This is a genomic window from Paeniglutamicibacter cryotolerans, assembly GCF_014190875.1.
Taxonomy (GTDB): domain Bacteria; phylum Actinomycetota; class Actinomycetes; order Actinomycetales; family Micrococcaceae; genus Paeniglutamicibacter; species Paeniglutamicibacter cryotolerans.
On the sequence record NZ_JACHVS010000001.1, the window covers coordinates 1632605 to 1647655 of the forward strand.

Annotated in this window: 18 protein-coding genes and 1 tRNA gene; 4 read left to right on the forward strand and 15 right to left on the reverse strand. The window is 64.0% G+C overall.

Annotation, left to right across the window (positions count from 1 at the left end; all coding sequences use genetic code 11):
• Window positions 1-62: 62 nt before the first annotated feature.
• Genes E9229_RS07670 through E9229_RS07680 form a run of 3 tightly spaced genes read right to left on the reverse strand, consistent with a single transcriptional unit; the run spans window position 63 to window position 3497 of the window.
• Window positions 63-1169 (reverse strand): ABC transporter ATP-binding protein, encoded by a 1107-nt coding sequence (locus E9229_RS07670; protein ID WP_183510650.1) that lies wholly within the window; start codon window positions 1167-1169, stop codon window positions 63-65.
• A gap of 55 nt (window positions 1170-1224) precedes the next feature.
• Entirely contained in the window at window positions 1225-2010 is a 786-nt protein-coding gene (gene otsB / locus E9229_RS07675; RefSeq protein ID WP_183510651.1) for a trehalose-phosphatase, read from the reverse strand.
• A complete protein-coding gene (locus E9229_RS07680; protein WP_312855628.1) occupies window positions 2010-3497 on the reverse strand; it encodes an alpha,alpha-trehalose-phosphate synthase (UDP-forming) in 1488 nt (495 codons plus the stop codon). Before E9229_RS07680 ends, otsB begins: the two co-directional genes overlap by 1 nt.
• A gap of 167 nt (window positions 3498-3664) precedes the next feature.
• On the opposite strand from E9229_RS07680, the gene E9229_RS07685 reads away from it, so the two are divergent.
• From E9229_RS07685 to E9229_RS07695, 3 genes are all read left to right on the forward strand, one after another.
• Window positions 3665-5371, forward strand: a complete 1707-nt coding sequence (locus E9229_RS07685; RefSeq protein ID WP_183511802.1) for an IS1634 family transposase — start codon at window positions 3665-3667, stop codon at window positions 5369-5371.
• 191 nt (window positions 5372-5562) lie between these two features.
• The gene (locus tag E9229_RS07690; RefSeq protein ID WP_183510652.1) at window positions 5563-6444 is read left to right on the forward strand and encodes a DsbA family protein; all 882 of its coding nucleotides are present in this window, start codon (window positions 5563-5565) and stop codon (window positions 6442-6444) included.
• Window positions 6445-6599: 155 nt separating this feature from the next.
• A tRNA-Thr gene (locus tag E9229_RS07695) sits at window positions 6600-6676 on the forward strand.
• A gap of 85 nt (window positions 6677-6761) precedes the next feature.
• On the opposite strand, the gene E9229_RS07700 is transcribed toward E9229_RS07695, so the two are convergent.
• Window positions 6762-7412 (reverse strand): DUF1345 domain-containing protein, encoded by a 651-nt coding sequence (locus tag E9229_RS07700; RefSeq protein ID WP_183510653.1) that lies wholly within the window; start codon window positions 7410-7412, stop codon window positions 6762-6764.
• Window positions 7413-7532: 120 nt separating this feature from the next.
• Here E9229_RS07700 and E9229_RS07705 point away from each other — a divergent pair, with 120 nt between their 5' ends.
• A complete protein-coding gene (locus E9229_RS07705) occupies window positions 7533-7937 on the forward strand; it encodes a hypothetical protein (RefSeq protein ID WP_183510654.1) in 405 nt (134 codons plus the stop codon).
• 1222 nt (window positions 7938-9159) lie between these two features.
• On the opposite strand, the gene E9229_RS07710 is transcribed toward E9229_RS07705, so the two are convergent.
• The 11 genes from E9229_RS07710 to E9229_RS07760 all read right to left on the reverse strand — a co-directional run bounded on the left by E9229_RS07710 (window position 9160) and on the right by E9229_RS07760 (window position 14790).
• Window positions 9160-9588 (reverse strand): DoxX family membrane protein, encoded by a 429-nt coding sequence (locus E9229_RS07710; protein ID WP_183510655.1) that lies wholly within the window; start codon window positions 9586-9588, stop codon window positions 9160-9162.
• Between the two features lie 77 nt (window positions 9589-9665).
• On the reverse strand, window positions 9666-10253 hold the full coding sequence (locus E9229_RS07715; RefSeq protein ID WP_183510656.1) for a GNAT family N-acetyltransferase: 588 nt from the start codon (window positions 10251-10253) through the stop codon (window positions 9666-9668).
• Between the two features lie 301 nt (window positions 10254-10554).
• Entirely contained in the window at window positions 10555-10911 is a 357-nt protein-coding gene (locus E9229_RS07720; RefSeq protein WP_183510657.1) for a hypothetical protein, read from the reverse strand.
• A 5-nt stretch (window positions 10912-10916) separates the two neighbouring features.
• Window positions 10917-11558: an Asp23/Gls24 family envelope stress response protein gene (locus E9229_RS07725; RefSeq protein ID WP_183510658.1), complete on the reverse strand. Its 642-nt coding sequence runs from the start codon at window positions 11556-11558 to the stop codon at window positions 10917-10919.
• Window positions 11555-12121 (reverse strand): RNA polymerase sigma factor, encoded by a 567-nt coding sequence (locus E9229_RS07730; RefSeq protein WP_246380419.1) that lies wholly within the window; start codon window positions 12119-12121, stop codon window positions 11555-11557. The genes E9229_RS07725 and E9229_RS07730 overlap by 4 nt, the downstream gene beginning before the upstream one ends.
• A gap of 249 nt (window positions 12122-12370) precedes the next feature.
• Window positions 12371-12556, reverse strand: a complete 186-nt coding sequence (locus tag E9229_RS07735) for a hypothetical protein (RefSeq protein WP_183510659.1) — start codon at window positions 12554-12556, stop codon at window positions 12371-12373.
• Window positions 12557-12595: 39 nt separating this feature from the next.
• The gene (locus tag E9229_RS07740; RefSeq protein ID WP_183510660.1) at window positions 12596-13219 is read right to left on the reverse strand and encodes a hypothetical protein; all 624 of its coding nucleotides are present in this window, start codon (window positions 13217-13219) and stop codon (window positions 12596-12598) included.
• Window positions 13216-13791 (reverse strand): DUF6286 domain-containing protein, encoded by a 576-nt coding sequence (locus tag E9229_RS07745; protein ID WP_183510661.1) that lies wholly within the window; start codon window positions 13789-13791, stop codon window positions 13216-13218. Before E9229_RS07745 ends, E9229_RS07740 begins: the two co-directional genes overlap by 4 nt.
• Complete coding sequence (locus E9229_RS07750) at window positions 13788-14150, reverse strand: hypothetical protein (protein WP_183510662.1); 363 nt, start codon at window positions 14148-14150, stop codon at window positions 13788-13790. The genes E9229_RS07745 and E9229_RS07750 overlap by 4 nt, the downstream gene beginning before the upstream one ends.
• A complete protein-coding gene (locus E9229_RS07755; protein ID WP_183510663.1) occupies window positions 14147-14338 on the reverse strand; it encodes a DUF2273 domain-containing protein in 192 nt (63 codons plus the stop codon). Before E9229_RS07755 ends, E9229_RS07750 begins: the two co-directional genes overlap by 4 nt.
• Window positions 14335-14790 (reverse strand): Asp23/Gls24 family envelope stress response protein, encoded by a 456-nt coding sequence (locus E9229_RS07760; protein ID WP_183510665.1) that lies wholly within the window; start codon window positions 14788-14790, stop codon window positions 14335-14337. The genes E9229_RS07755 and E9229_RS07760 overlap by 4 nt, the downstream gene beginning before the upstream one ends.
• Between the last annotated feature and the right edge of the window lie 261 nt (window positions 14791-15051).

The window sequence follows — 15051 nt, forward strand, 5'->3', positions numbered from 1 at the left end:
CTCCCTTCCGCTGGGGAAGGGTGCGGGCCGCCGTCGGCTGTTGCTGGGGGAAGCGGGGGCGATTACCTGGCGTCGACGGACGCGGCGCGCTCCTCGAGGCTGAGCCCGGTCTTCGTGTCGAACAGGTGCACGTGCCCGACCTTCGGGGTGACATGGACCGGCTCACCCTTCATCGGGGGTCTGCGCCCGTCGACGCGGACCACTACGTTGTGCTCGGTGCCGTTGAGCAGCGTGTGCCCGTAGACGTAGGCATCGGCGCCGAGTTCCTCGACGACATCGACCTGTACCTGCAGGCCCTCGCCAGCGGCGACGAGCTCCAGATCCTCCGGGCGGATGCCGAGCGTAACGGTGGAACCGGTGGCAGCATGCAGCGTCGCCGAGGACACCGGATAGGTGGTGCCCCCAAAGACGACTCCGCCATCAACCGTGGGCAGTTCGAGCAGGTTCATCGCGGGGGAGCCGATGAAGCCGGCGACGAAGACGTTTGCCGGGTGGTCGTAGAGCTCGCGCGGTGTGCCGACCTGCTGCAGCAGTCCGTCCTTGAGTACCGCGACGCGGTCGCCCATGGTCAGCGCCTCTACCTGGTCGTGGGTGACGTACACAGTGGTGACGCCCAGACGGCGGGTCAGCGAGGCGATCTGGGTGCGGGTCTGCACGCGCAGCTTCGCATCCAGGTTGGACAGCGGCTCATCCATCAGGAATACCTGCGGGCTGCGCACGATGGCGCGGCCCATGGCCACGCGCTGGCGCTGGCCGCCGGAAAGGGCCTTGGGCTTGCGGTCAAGATAGTCCTGCAGGTCAAGCAGCTTGGCGGCTTCGAGCACACGGCGGGCGCGCTCCTCCTTGTCCACGCCGGCGATCTTCAGCGCGAAGCCCATGTTGTCGCCCACGGACATGTGTGGGTAGAGGGCGTAGTTCTGGAAGACCATGGCGATGTCGCGGTCCTTGGGCGGGATGTTGGTGACATCGCGGTCGCCGATCAGGATCCGGCCGGAGTTCACGTCCTCGAGTCCGGCGAGCATGCGCAGCGAGGTGGACTTGCCACAGCCCGAGGGGCCGACCAGGACGAGGAATTCTCCGTCCTCGATTTTCAGGCTGAGCTTGTCGACGCTCGGCTTTTCGGTGCCCGGGTAGATCCGGGTGGCGTTCTCAAAAGTTACCGATGCCATGAGGCAGCATCCTTTCACGGGCAGGTACGTGCCCGACGATCCGAAGTGAATGGAATCACAAGCTTCTCATATCGAGGACAGCTTGGAGAAGTGCCGGCACGTGGCCGGTCCCCTCGATCCTGAACCGGGCCCGCGACGGACCATGGCCGACCTTGACTCCCACGTCCGCACCGGATAGCACGGCAAAGGCGTGCTCGTCCGTGACGTCGTCCCCGGCAAAGACCACGGCATCGGCGTCCACCACCTCGCGCAGCCAACTCAACGCCGATCCCTTATCTGCGCTGACCACAGACGCCTCAAGCACATCCTTGCCATCGAGCAGGCTTACCCCGGACAGGTCATCGAGGCGGGCCCGTGCGGCACGCAGCGCCGCGGCTCCCGTTGCGGGCTCGGCCCGACGCACGTGCAGCACCACGCCGGAGGGCTTGTCCTCGAGCGAGGTGCCGGGGTACAGGGCAGAAACCTCGGTCATCCGGGCCCGGGCCAGGCTCATCGCGCGCTCCTGGTCCGTGCCGAGCCGCAGCTCCCCGATCCCGGCGCCGAAGCGTTCCGGGGCCCAGCGTTCGGCACCGTGGCTGCCCACCAGCAGCGTGGATTCCGGCGGGTGGGCCACCGCGCGCAGCGATGCCAGATCGCGGCCGCTCAGGAGTGCGGTGACGGTATTCTCCAGCGCCGCCAGCTGCGCGAAGGCCTCCGCCGCGGCGGGCAGGGCCCGGGCATCGGCAGGGACATCACACAGCGGGGACAGTGTGCCGTCGAAGTCCATGGCCACCAGCAGCAACGGCACGTTCGACAGCAACTCGACGGCGTCTCGCAGAGCAGGACTCAGAGCCTCGGGCATCAGGCCTCTCCTCCCACCGCAACAGGCTCCGCGGGTTCCTCGGCACCGGAATTGAGCGAGCCCAGGAAGGTGTCTGACCAGCGGGCAACGTCGTTCTGCAGCACTTGCCGGCGCATCAGCCGCATCCGGCGGGCTGCCTCTTGGCCGGGCATGTTCACAGCGTTCATGATGCCGGCCTTCAGCCCGTCGATGTCATGCGGGTTGACCAGCACCGCCTGCTTGAGCTGGTCCGCCGCACCGGTGAACTCGGAGAGCACCAGCACTCCGCGCAGGTCGGCATGGGCCGCCACGAACTCCTTGGCTACCAGGTTCATCCCGTCGCGCAGCGCGGTGACCAGCATGATGTCGGCCGCCAGATAGAGTGCGACCATCTCCCGTTGCGGATAGCTGTGGTGCAGGTAGCGCACCGCAGTGTGGCTCATGGTGTCGTATTCGCCGTTGATGCCGCCCACGGTGAGCTCTACCTGGTCCTTGAGTTGCATGTAGTCGGCCACCGATTCCCGGCTGGGGCTGGCCACCTGGACCAGGCAGGCGTCCCCGACGGCGAGCTGCCTATCGGCCAGCAACTCGCCGTACGCCTTGAGCCGGTGCCGGATGCCCTTGGTGTAATCGAGTCGGTCCACGCCCAGCAGGATGGTGGTGGGATTGCCGAGCTCGGCCCGGATCTGTATCGACCGCTCGATGATCGCCGGATCCTGCGCCAGTTCGGCGACCGTCCTGGAATCGATGGAGATCGGGTGGGCCTCGGCCCGGCAGGTGCGTGCCGGACGATCGTCGTCATCGGTCAGCTGCACCGCAGGGCCCTTGACCGTGTACCCGTTGAAGCGCCGGACGCTGCGCAGGAAATTGCTGGCGTCGGAGGGGCGCTGGAAGCCGATCAGATCCGCACCGATCAGGCCCTCGAGCACTATTCTGCGCCACGGCATCTGCGCGAAGATCTCCGGGGAGGGGAAGGGAATGTGGTTGAAGAAGCCGATCCGCAGGTCGGGCCGGGACTCGCGAAGCAGCCTCGGGACCAGCTGCAGCTGGTAGTCCTGCACCCAGACGGTGGCGCCAGGGGCCGCAGTGCGTGCCGCTGCCTCTGCAAAGCGGGCATTGACACGTTTGTAGCGTTCCCACCAGGTGCGGTGGAATTCGGGGGGGACGATCACGTCGTGGTACAGCGGCCACAGAGTCGAATTTGAGAACCCCTCGTAATACAGCTCAACGTCCTCGGAGCTGAGCCTCACCGGGACCAGGTGCATGTCCGAGTGGCTGAAGGCGGCGAGCTCCTCGTCCGGGGCGCCGTGCCATCCGACCCAGGCGCCGTCTGCCGACTGCATCACCGGGGCCAGTGCCGTGACCAGCCCGCCGGGGGAGCGCTGCCACTGGGGCTTATCGTCGGGGCCCGCGATCCGGTCAACGGGAAGCCTGTTGGCCACCACCACGAAATCGAAGCGTTCGGGGGCGGTCTCGGCGGTATCGGGCGCCGTCTGGTTAGCTAGCACGAGGGGGTCCTTCGCTCGACGGGGAGGATTGCTTGTCTTGAGCCTAGCGGGAGTTTCCTAGCTATTTCGTTTTCGAAGGCCCCGACAAGAAATAAACCGCGGAATCAGCGGCGTGTCGGGGCCTTCCATCTGCCGAAATATGTATGACCTAAAGTATGATTTATGACATGGCGCTCTACAAGAAAACGATCAACGGCAACGTGTACTGGTACCTGCGTGAGATGGCGCGGGTGGACGGGAAGCCGAAGATGGTTTCCGAGCGGTACCTGGGAAGCGCCAAGGACATCGAAAAGCTCCTGGACGCCAAGGAAGCCGCAACCGTGCCAGAGAAAACGCGGCACCTGGGCTTCGGGGATTCCGCCGCGGTCTGGGGCATCCTGCAACGCCTGGACATCGCCGGGATTATCGACGAGGCCGTTGGCCCACGCCGCACGGACGCAGGTGCCTCGGTAGGCACCTACCTGTCCCTGGCGGCGCTGAACCGGGTCGTGGCACCCACCTCCAAGGCCGGCTTCAGTGATTGGTGGAAAACCACCGCGGCGGACCGCTTCACCAAGATCCCCGCGTCCGTGCTGGACCACCGGCGCTTCTGGGACGCCATGCACAAGGTCACCCTGGAACAGCTCGCGGTGATCGAGGAACGCATCGCATTGGCGATGATCACCGAATTCAACCTGGACATCTCCGCCCTGGCCCTGGACATGACCAACTTCGCCACCTACATCGACTCCACCAACGAGAAAGCGCCGATCGCCCAACGCGGCAAGGCCAAACAGAAACGCAACGACCTGCGCCTGGTCGGCCTGGGACTGGTCATCACCCGCGACGGCGGCATCCCGCTGCTCGCCCACGCCTACCCGGGAAACAAACCCGACGTCACCCAATTCCCGCTCATGATCGACGCGCTCGGAGCGCGGCACCGCAAGCTCGCCGAAACCGCCGGGATCTCCGGTAACCCGGAAGTCACCGTGGTGTTCGACGCCGGACAGAACTCGGCCTCCAACTTCACCCGCGTCACCGACACCGACCTCGCCTTCGTCGGCTCCATCCCACCCTCCCAGGTCACGGACCTGCTCAAGATACCGGCCAAGGACCGCGTGATCATGGAGGAGGAACGCTTCGAGGGGCTCAGCGCAGTGGAGTCCCGTAGGGATGTCTACGGGACCGAGCGCCGGGTGATCCTCACCCACTCACCGACACTGCACCAAAAGCAGGCCGCAGGCTTTGCCCAAACCCTGGCCAAGGCCCAGGCAAAGCTCGCGGACCTCGCCGAGACACTGGCCCGCGGAAAGGCCCGCCGCACCACCGGAGAGCTGGCCGAGCACATCAAATCGATCACTCGCGACTCCTGGCTCCAGCGCGTCCTGCTCTGCGAGGTCACCGGCACCACACCGGCCACCCACAGGCTCTCCGTCAGCGTCAACGAGACCGCACGCAAGGAGCTGGAAGACGAGGTGTTCGGGAAAAGGATCCTGGTCACCACCCACGAGAACTGGCCGGTGGCCGAGGTGGTCGACGCCTACCGGTCCCAATCGGACGCGGAATTCGGGTTCCGGCAGCTCAAGGACCCCCACGTGGTCTCGTTCTCACCCATGAACCACTGGACCGAACACAACATCCGCATCCACACCTTCACCTGCGTCCTGGCCCTGCAGATCGCCCACCTCATGCGCCGCGACGTCGAACAGGCCGGCGAACACCACTCCGTACGAGAACTGCTCGAACGACTGGCCAGCATCGGCGAAACCGTGATGATCTACCCCTCCACCGGAGGCCGCCCCAAGGCCCGGCGCATGCTCACCGAAGAAATCGACACCCACGCCAACCTTGCCGAAATCTTCAACCTCGCCAAGCTGGCCCCGAAGAAAAGTTAGGTCATACATTTCCGGTCACTAAAAACCGACACTGACTAGGTGTGACATGACTATCGGAGTGATTAGCTAGGAAACTCCCGCTAGGTGACCGGGAGGGATAGTGGGGAAAATCCCAGCTCTCGGATGACGCCGTGTGCTCTAAACTGGAAAACGTTGGGGGAACTTCGTGACACACAAAGGACAATGGATCTATGGCATCGAACAGCCCGCGGCCGAATAAGGCCGAGCGGAACTCGAACGCACGCGAACAGGCGGCAAAGATCAGGGAGCAGCAGGAATCTGCTGGCAAGCGCAAGTCCCTGTTCATCAAATTGGGCGTCGTGCTGGCGGTGGTGCTGGTCGTGGTGCTCATTGCCGCGATCATCATGCAGAACAACCGGGGCGCCGTTGCCGATACGGGCAATGCTCCCCGTGGCGGCAACGCGGGGGGCGGCATCACGCTGATTTCCGATACGGCGGTCGCCGACACCTCGGGCATCACGGTCGACGTGAATTCGCTTCCCCCGGTCCCGGTCTCTGACCCGGCCAACCCGGTAACCCCCAAGCCGCGCGATGTGGTCACAGCGCCCAAGGGGCAGCCCATCAACATCCTGCTGTACGTGGACGCCAACTGTGTCCACTGCGCTGATTTCGAGGGCCAGTACGCCGATCAGTTCGCCACCTGGCTTGGAGCTGGCGATGTCACCGTCGAATACCGCAACGTTTCCTACCTGAACAGCGGCACCAATTTCTCCTCGCGTGCGGCTAACGCGCTGGCCTGTGTTGCCAACTCGGCAGCGCCCTCGTACCTGCCCTTCTCCAAGGCCCTGTTCGCGCACTACCCCGAAGGGGAAATGAGCAACAAGCAGCTGGCGGCCATGGCCAAGGACAACGGTGCCGACGTCGGCAGCTGCATCAGCGATGGCACCTTCCGTCCATTCGTGAAGTTCACCGACCAGGCAGCACGGGTCGATGGGATCGCGGGCACCCCGAGCATCTTCATCCAGGGCAAGGAATGGACCCCTCCGGCGGGACAGGGCTTCGAAGCCTTCGGCCCGGCCGTGCAGGCAGCCATCGACGCCAACAAGAAGTAGCAAAACGCATTCATTTCCCGGGTCCTCCTGATTTATTCGGGCGGACCCGGGCCCGTGAAACGGGAAAATGCGGATCGCGTTTCCTGATCGGGCCTAGCGTCCGCTAATCTTGATCATGCTGTCAGCCTCCGGTTACGACCGGGAGCCGGCAACGTGCCTCCTTAGCTCAGTTGGCCAGAGCACCTGTCTTGTAAACAGGGGGTCACCGGTTCGAATCCGGTAGGAGGCTCCACTGAAATCCCCGTGGTTCAACGGCAGAAATGCCCTGATCCACGGGGATTCTTCGTTTCCCGCTGGTTTTCGGCTTGCGTGTGCGGCTAATGCACCAGCCCCGAGACGAGGTTGATGGACGTGGCTAGGACGATGGCGCCGAAGACATAGGCAAGCAGCGCTTGGCGCAGGACCGTGGAGCGGACCTCGTTTGTCTTTAGGTTCGTGTCGGAAACCTGGAATGTCATGCCGACGGTAAAGGACAGGTAGGCGAAGTCGCGGTAGTGCGGCGGCGAGTCTTCGTTGAAATCGACGCCCGCCCGCCCGCGGTAGTAAAGGGAGGCATAGCGCAGCATGAAGAGCGTGTTGACCAAGACCCACGACAGCGCGACGCTGGCCAGGGCCACGCCGATGATTGCCGCTTTCGTCGGGCCCTGGGCGGAGCCGGCATCGAGCAGGATCAGCACGACCCCGCCGAAGCTGGCGACGGTGGCGGACAGGACCAGGACGTCCGAGACGGTACGCCCCGGATCCTCGCGTGTGGCGTGGGCGGCCGTCCCATCGGCGTCGAGTCTCCCGATGACTGACCAGACCATGACTAGGAACGTCAGCGCGGCAGCCGCCCAGCCAAGTGCCGGAGCGTAGTCCCAGGACCAGAAGATGCCGACGGGCACGGCAACGACGAGACCGATGACAAGCATCAACGAGATCCGGAGACGGGAACGGTGTCGGCGGGTGTCAAAGGGTGAAGTGCTCATGGGCCCATCCTTTCACCTCGGGCTCGTGCTTGGCCTCGGCATCGGGCCCCGCGTCCGGTGTCATTGCAGAAGTGATCCTGGTTGCTTGAAGCGCTTCTTGACGATGCACGGACCACATCAATGAACCGCACCGTCCGCGGACAACGCGGTGGAGCGCTTTGTCCCTTTTCCCGACGGGGTGACGGCAAACGAGTCACCGCGAACTTTGCTGCCTTCGGTTGCGAAATTTCCGAGCGTGAAACATTTGCCTACCAGATCGCTGATCCGCATCGCGCGCAGGGTGGGTTTGCAGTCGATGCCATCGGGTTTCTGCTCGCCGTGGGCATGGCCGTATTGGCGAGCACCCACATCGCGGGGAATCTGGAACGGGGCTGCCTGATGGTCCTCGACGGCGATTCACTGACTGCCGCCATGCTGTCCCAGGGCCTTCTCCATGGCTCGCTGGCATCGATCAGGATTCCGCTGCACCTGGCCAGCGCGCTTTCCCTGTGGTTGGCTTCGCTGATGAGGCTCACCACGTATTAAGTGGGGACCACTTTGGCCGTACTCCTTTCACCGGCACTCCTCGCAAGCTTGCTGTGGGTTCCAACGCTCTCGTAGCAGGGCGTGGGTAAGGAGGACCGAAGGCCGAACATCGTCCGGCTGCCCCTGTCGGGTCTGCCCGGTGTCTTCTCCGTGTTCGCCAAACCTCTCTACCTGGCATGGTTCAGCGCCCCGGCAATCGTCGCCATCATGTTTATCAAATGCCGGGACCGGATGCCGGTAGACCACATGATCCGGCTGATGACCCGGGTGGTCCTGCTGGTCTCGTCGGCTGGAATCGGGTTGTTGGCCAGGTTCCTCACCTCCAGTCACCTGCCTCCGAGCAACGGCCAGCACTTCCGGCCCGCAGAGCGCCTTAACCATGCGAGTGGACTGTGGGGGCCTGCCTCAAGGTGGTATCCACCCCGCCCAGGCCCTCGAAGGGGGCGGCGATCGTGGTGGCGCTCCTTGCCGCCATCCTCGGCACTGTGTGATCGGGTGGAAGCATCCTTGCCGACGGCAACGCTCTTTCTCGCCGGAGGGGGGCGGCTGATCCCGCTCAGCAATACAGCGGGATTCGTGCTTCGGTGATCTGCCGCCAACAGGTACCAGCAGGGTTGAGTATTCGCCCCGGTTCTCGCCATCGTGACACTGGTAGCGCTCAGGATCGGTGCCCAGACCCCCGGGGATCCATGACCAAGATCAGTGTGCGGGCAGGTCGTCCTGTGCCTATTGTGCCGTGTGGGGCAGTGGTGATCGCGGCCATCAGCGCCTTACCCGAGCACAACAGGCGATCTCCGTGACCGATGCGTCGCTCGGCTGCGTCACCGAAGAGATCGTGGCTCACCCCGGCGTTGGCGCTGGGCCGTGCTGGAGCATCCGATCTACCAAGACCAGAATGGATGACCCGGCTCAAGTGATTCAGAGTGGCAGGCAGCCCGATGATCAGGGGTAGCTGGTGAACTGGGACGACCCCGGACCTTGCGCGACGTGTCGTTCATCGTGACCGTCGCCACCACTCCGCCCTGTGATTTTCCCCGGCGGTCGAGGTCCTGAGGACGATCTACGGCGGTAGCCATCAGATCTTCGATATCGCCCCATTCTTGCTCCTGCAGGGCCGGTACGCGGACCGCCGGACGTCCGCTGGCTTGTCGGGGCAAGTTGCGTCGCGGGTGCCCGGAGTTCTCCGCCAGCGCTCTGGGCGTCGTGCACCCCATGCCGGGGCTTAGCCTAGCGGTTTGGGGCCCTTGCGCTTCCGGTGGAAGATCAACGCAGCCGATACGCCGGCCAGCCAGAAGTCCTTGGCCATGGCAGTTCCGTCAGCGGAAGGCCGAATGCCATCGCTCCGAGTCATGCCCGGCGTCTTGAGATATGTGAAGATCAGACCCGCGGAGAAGACGCCGAGCCCCAACCCTGCCAACCGGCTCGGGATGAATGGGGCCAGCAGTGCCGAACCCAGGACGATCTCCCCATAACCGAGGTACTTCCCGAACTGGTCCGAATCGATCTGGGCAACCTGCGGGATCACTTGGGAGGCCATATCCTGCAGCCCGGAGGAGTGCTCGTGATCCATGCCCAGCTTCCCTACACCGCTATTGAGGATGTAGGCGCCGGTCACCAGACGTAGTGCCGCATTGCCGATGCTGAATCCCATGGTGCTGCTCCTGCCGGTAGTCGAAACTGCGCTTATGACCAGCTTAGGGAAGCACGGCCGCGACGGCTACGGCAGGGTCACGCGGGAATGGAACTCGCATCCGATTCGCCGGCCGAGGCCAGGTGGTGGGAGCCGAACGGGGCATCTGGCAACACGATCCCGGGCTGGGCGGGCACCAGGGAGCTGAGACCGGAACGGGTGCGGTGCCATGCCGATTCGGCGGCCACCCAGATGGTCATCGGTAGCCCAGTAAAGTAACCGGTGTATTCCTGTTCCACCGCCCATTGGGTAGACCTGGCGAAGTGCCGCCAAGAGGCGTCGTTGCGGTTGTCGATCACAGTGATCGGGGTTCCGCCCATGGACAGTGCATAGGTGAGCCGGGTATCGGCGATCTGCTCGCGGATGCCCAGCCGGCGGTAGGCGGGGTGCACGAACATCGCGCCGAGCTCCACGGGGGAGTCTGCCAGGGTCGGGGCGGTCACCGAGGTGTGCACTATCCCGACGCCGACGCGGGAGCCCTCGTGCAGCGCCGTGACGACCAGTTTGGCCGCGTCGAGCTTCTCATGCCAACGGGCATCGGGGGACGGGGTCAGCGAAGACAGGGCTTCGCGCTCGCCGGAAGACGGCGCGGAAAATGACAGGGAATACTCAATGGCTGGAAGCACTGGGGCGGTCCTCTAAGTGAAAAAGAGCGAACGAAAGAAGGGGTTCCCGGAAGTACGCCGGGCCGGTTCTTTGGCCGGTAGGGGACCGTTGCCGGTGGCGTCCGGCAGCTTCCTTGTAGGGCCCAGTTTGGGCGTCATTTTATAAACGACAAAAAGTAGTATTACCTGTCAGCTGGCCTCTTGTAAACCCGGGAATCCGATGGCCTTTCCGCAAAGCGCCTGAGGGAAACCGAGACTCCCGGAATTCCGCTGTTTTCCCCGGGAATCCGCACCGGAACGACGCCGGCAGAGCATCGGGAATTTACCCCACGTCGTCGGGATCCTCCGCCTGCAAGCCGACACTGGCGACGGTGATCCGAATGTCACGGGGACCGGTATGGGACAGCAGGTCGAGGCGGGCCGAGATCTCGCGAAAAATGCAGTGGCTGACAGTCGGTGCGTTCGCTCCCCGGGCAATGCCGATGGTGACCTGGACACGCAGTGTTTCGCCGGCGTCGACAGCGACGAGCACCAGGGGTGGTTCCAGTAGTCCGGGCGCCATGCCGTCGATGATGTCCGCTGCGATGCGCACCGGTGGCGCTTCCGAGTGATAGAGCCGTGCCACGCCTGCGACGCCTGCTACCAGCGCCGAGAGCTGCCCGGGTAGATCTTCGGACATGGCGTTCACTCCTCGCTTTCGACGTCGGATGGAACGGGCGGCTCGTGGAGGTCATGCACGATGACGTCGATACCCGAAATGGCCAGATTGGTGTGTGCCAGCAAGCGCCGGGAGACTGCCTGGCGCAGGTTTCGCACCACTTGGGGAACCGAACCGCCCCACACCACGCTGGCTTCAATCACGATGGTGATGGGTTCGCTCGGGAGAGTGACGTCGCCCAGCAGGCGTACCCGTCCGATGATCAGGCCAGGGACCTCGCTTTCTGCTGCGCGAATCAGTCCCAGTACAGCCCCCTCGGTAATGGCGAGATCGGCTACAGGATCGGGGTGGGCCAAGGGAATCCTGCGCCCGGCCCGGGCCTCGGTGGAGATTCTGGACAGCACACCTTGGACCCACGACTCATCGAGGGTGGGCGCCATGTCGGAATTGGAGGCCAGAAGCTCTTGCGAGAGGTGACGAAGCCGGACCATCGCCGATAGCGTGAGCTGGCAGCCGGGAGAGTTATCAATGGCGGGATCGGCCGGGGTCCTTCCGGCATCAAGGTAGTCGCTGAGTTCTTCGAGGCTGTGGTGTTTCAGGCCATCTAGGCCATCCAGGCCGGATCTGCTGGGGTTGGCAGGGGGTGAGGGCAGGTGAGTGGGGCTCATTTCCAGGCCTCCATTCGCGGGATGAGATTCATGCGGGCCCGGGCCAGCAGGCCGCGGACCGTAGACACCGGCAGCTCGAGTTCGTCGGCCATTTCCTCGTAGCTGAATTGCCCCAGCTCCTTCATGACCCAGCAGCGGCGTTGCGGAGCGGGCAGCTCGGACAGTGCCATGGAGAGCGCTTCAAGCTGGGAATTTTCCTGAGTGATACCCGAAGGAGAGGCGGACTCCGGTGCGGGGAGCTCGTCATCGTCCAGCTGGGTTTCCTTTTTGTGCGCCCGGATCCGGTCCATGCTCTTATGACTGACGATTTTCATCATCCAGCTCCTCACCGCACCACAGTCTTCCAACGTCGCGAGCTTCTCCCATGCGGTGATGAAGGCCTCCTGCACGACATCATCCACCTCGTTGTTGGAAGGTAGCAAACGGGTGGCATAGGCGCGCATCATCGGCGAATAACGTCGGACCAGATGTTCGAAGGCTGAGGTATCTCCGTCGGCAGCCCGACCGGCCAGCGTCCGGTCGTCAGCATGTCCCAGATCGGTCGGAGGAGGTGGTCCGGGCAATGTGCTTCCCTTCCTTGAGCAGGAGGCAGTTCGGGGCTTTTGCCCAAAAGTCGAGGCCTTTCCCTCCGCTCATCCTCATTGGTCCGGGTCGGGTTGTCCAGCTCTCAACGCCGGTGGTTCCCGAATGGGATGCATGGAGGTTCTTTGGCGCAGGCGTTTTCGACGAGCCAAATGGCCTTCTTCGGTTCGATGGAGGCCTGCCCAACTCGTCCCACACCCTCCGCTCTGCTGGCTGCTCCCCGGGCCATACTAAGGTTTTTGGGCCAGTCGTTCGGCGTGGCCCGCCTTGGGCGCCGCGGTGGCGGCCCCGGACACCAAGCGTTCCGTCTGATCCCTGAGGTCCGTGTGGTTCCCGTATTTGGCCCGCCCGGCCTGCCTCCCCAATAAGTAGGCGATGAGTGCCGCAACGGCGAGTGCCAGTAACTTGTTGGACATCGTGTTTCTCCTTTTGCCGGATTGAACAAGTGGCTGGACTCAGTGGACCCGCGAGATCCGGGTCGGGCCGAATCCGGCCTTGAAATGGATCAATACCGGCAGTTCACGGCCTATCAGCAAATCCCAGGCGCGAATGGTCTCTTCGATATGCAATTGGGCGGCGGACAGCGACAATGTGGATGAGGGCGCGGGAACAGCGATGATCTTCAGGGCGGGCCCGCTCGCGAATCGATGGCTGCTCACCGAGTATGAGGCCAATATTTTGGGGTTCTCGAGGCGCTGGCCGATGGCGGATTCCGCGACAGCGGAGGCAACTTCTACGGCACCGGATTCTCGGGGCAGGCCGGCGGCCGTTTCCTTGCTAGTCAGCAGAGTGCTGGTCCGACCGCGGCCCTGGGCAACGATGAATGCCAGCAGCAGGATAGAGACGATCAGCGCGGCAGCGGGAAGCGCGATGTAGAGCCAGGAAGCCTCCAGCTGTGGGGGCGTGGTGGATGAGACAGCCGAAGCCGCCGTATCTTTGACCCAATGGGCGGCTGCCGACCAGGCATCGGACCAACGAGGGACGAATGCCACCCCGACAAGCAGGATGCCGGTCGACAGCAACACCGCCCCCGTGATCAAGAGGAGTGCCCGGTTCAGCGCCCGATTGGTGTTATTCATGATCCGATCACTCCCTTTTTGGAAATGTTGACCTTGACGGGCAGCTCCAACCCGTGTGGCTGCAGGGCCTGCATGGCCGCAGTGCGGATCGCCTCCTGCCGATTCTGGAGGCCGGATGAAGGCACCACGTTTACGATCAGTTCCCGGGAACCCACGAGCACCCGGATCTGTCGTGGGTCGATGCCAGCCAGCTGGCTGACGCGTTGGGCGACAGCCGTGGCGATGACGCTGTCGTCCACCACGACAGCGCACCTGTCCGATTCCAGCCGACGGCGGGCGAGGCTGCCCGGCAAGACCGCTGCCAGAATCAGGAATAGTCCGACCAAGGCGATGAGTGCACCGCCAACGACCAGCAAGACCGGCTGAACATCGGTGAGGGAGGCGGCCGCCTGCAGCACGGTTGAAGGCCTGGCCCAGAGCGCAGGAAGGCGTAAACCGGCCAATGCGGTTTCGACCCCGAACCAGAGAATCAGAAACAGGAGCCCCAATGCCACGATGATGGCTGCCAGCGAACGGGATGAGTGCATTTCCCGGCGGATGATCCGGGCCAGCGTGCGGTCTGGTGCGCTCATCCGAGCCTCTTTTCCCGGATCGGGTGGAGGCCTGTCAGCCTGAAGTCGATCCGAGACACGCTGTGCCCGGTCAGCTCGGTGACCCGGTCGGCGATCAGCTGCCGGGCCGTGGCGACGCGTGAAATCAGGTCTCCGCCTGGGTCGCCTCCGGGTGCCGCCCAGGTGGCCGTGACACCTATGGGCGCCTTCATCGAGAGCACCAACTCTGCCTCATGGTCGGCCAGTTCCACATCAACGAGGGTTGCGGGGACATTCAAGGTTTCGGCACCGAGTGCCGTGGTTACCCGTTGCAGGCTGCGTTTGCTGATGGACGTGCGGCCCCGGCGGACCGCTGACGGTTCCCCGGTCTGGCCGCTCATGAGGAAGAGCGCCGTCCACGGAACGCATCGGCAAAGGCCCTGGGGTCGAAATGGCCATCCATGGCCCTTCCGGCCACAACTCCGATGAACATGGCCACCGCGACAAAAACAAAGGCCCAGAATCCCAGGACAATCCAGGTTAATGCAAGGACGGCACCCACGGCGGCACCGATGATGCCGCGGTTCATGAGCGTTGTACCCGCGGCTCGCCGACCGGAGGCTCGGTGGATTCAGCGTCTTCGGAAGGAATATGAACGTCGTTGATGATGACGTTGACTTCGGTCACTTCCAGGCCGACCAGATCCTCCATCGCCTTGTAGACGGCCTCGCGGACGTCGGCTGCCACGCCCTGCAGCGAGACGGGGTATTCGGCAACGATGGTCAGGTCGACGGCGACCTGGGTGTCCCCGACCTCGACGCCAACGCCCTGGGCTAGGTCCCTGCTGTTCAGTGCGCCCCTGATGGCACCAAGGGCGCGTGCAGCTCCGCCACCCAGAGCGTGCACACCCGGTACATCGCGTGCGGCGAGGCCGGCGATCTTGGCCACGACCCCGTCCTCGATGGTCGTTTTCCCCGCATTGGCGTTTTCGTGTCCGGTGGTCCGTCCGATGGAGGTGTTAATGGGTCCTGGGGTCGACATGTGATGCTCCTCAGTTGGAGGAATGTGCCGCGTCTGGTGTCATCCAAGCGTGGCCCGCGACCATTGCCGCGATACCAGTAAGTCGGATGTCGGCCGTCATTCGTCACGCTCCCGGGAGAAGTTTCTTGAAAACCGTCCGACGGAGTGGATGTCCTTTGCCCTGCAGCGGGACCCGCCGCGTCAGTGGACGGTCGTTCGCGACGCGCCTGGTTCACGGGTGGACGCTCGCTGGCGCAGTGGTCGTGGGTTTCGAGCAGATCG

What these genes read in the sequence shown, in the direction of transcription:
- E9229_RS07670 (WP_183510650.1), bottom strand. Translation starts at nt 1,169, where the DNA reads ATGGCATCGGTAACTTTTGAGAACGCCACCCGGATCTACCCGGGCACC.
- otsB (WP_183510651.1), bottom strand. Translation starts at nt 2,010, where the DNA reads ATGCCCGAGGCTCTGAGTCCTGCTCTGCGAGACGCCGTCGAGTTGCTG.
- E9229_RS07685 (WP_183511802.1), top strand. Translation starts at nt 3,665, where the DNA reads ATGGCGCTCTACAAGAAAACGATCAACGGCAACGTGTACTGGTACCTG.
- E9229_RS07690 (WP_183510652.1), top strand. Translation starts at nt 5,563, where the DNA reads ATGGCATCGAACAGCCCGCGGCCGAATAAGGCCGAGCGGAACTCGAAC.
- E9229_RS07700 (WP_183510653.1), bottom strand. Translation starts at nt 7,412, where the DNA reads ATGAGCACTTCACCCTTTGACACCCGCCGACACCGTTCCCGTCTCCGG.
- E9229_RS07705 (WP_183510654.1), top strand. Translation starts at nt 7,533, where the DNA reads ATGAACCGCACCGTCCGCGGACAACGCGGTGGAGCGCTTTGTCCCTTT.
- E9229_RS07710 (WP_183510655.1), bottom strand. Translation starts at nt 9,588, where the DNA reads ATGGGATTCAGCATCGGCAATGCGGCACTACGTCTGGTGACCGGCGCC.
- E9229_RS07720 (WP_183510657.1), bottom strand. Translation starts at nt 10,911, where the DNA reads ATGTCCGAAGATCTACCCGGGCAGCTCTCGGCGCTGGTAGCAGGCGTC.
- E9229_RS07725 (WP_183510658.1), bottom strand. Translation starts at nt 11,558, where the DNA reads ATGAGCCCCACTCACCTGCCCTCACCCCCTGCCAACCCCAGCAGATCC.
- E9229_RS07735 (WP_183510659.1), bottom strand. Translation starts at nt 12,556, where the DNA reads ATGTCCAACAAGTTACTGGCACTCGCCGTTGCGGCACTCATCGCCTAC.
- E9229_RS07740 (WP_183510660.1), bottom strand. Translation starts at nt 13,219, where the DNA reads ATGAATAACACCAATCGGGCGCTGAACCGGGCACTCCTCTTGATCACG.
- E9229_RS07745 (WP_183510661.1), bottom strand. Translation starts at nt 13,791, where the DNA reads ATGAGCGCACCAGACCGCACGCTGGCCCGGATCATCCGCCGGGAAATG.
- E9229_RS07750 (WP_183510662.1), bottom strand. Translation starts at nt 14,150, where the DNA reads ATGAGCGGCCAGACCGGGGAACCGTCAGCGGTCCGCCGGGGCCGCACG.
- E9229_RS07755 (WP_183510663.1), bottom strand. Translation starts at nt 14,338, where the DNA reads ATGAACCGCGGCATCATCGGTGCCGCCGTGGGTGCCGTCCTTGCATTA.
- E9229_RS07760 (WP_183510665.1), bottom strand. Translation starts at nt 14,790, where the DNA reads ATGTCGACCCCAGGACCCATTAACACCTCCATCGGACGGACCACCGGA.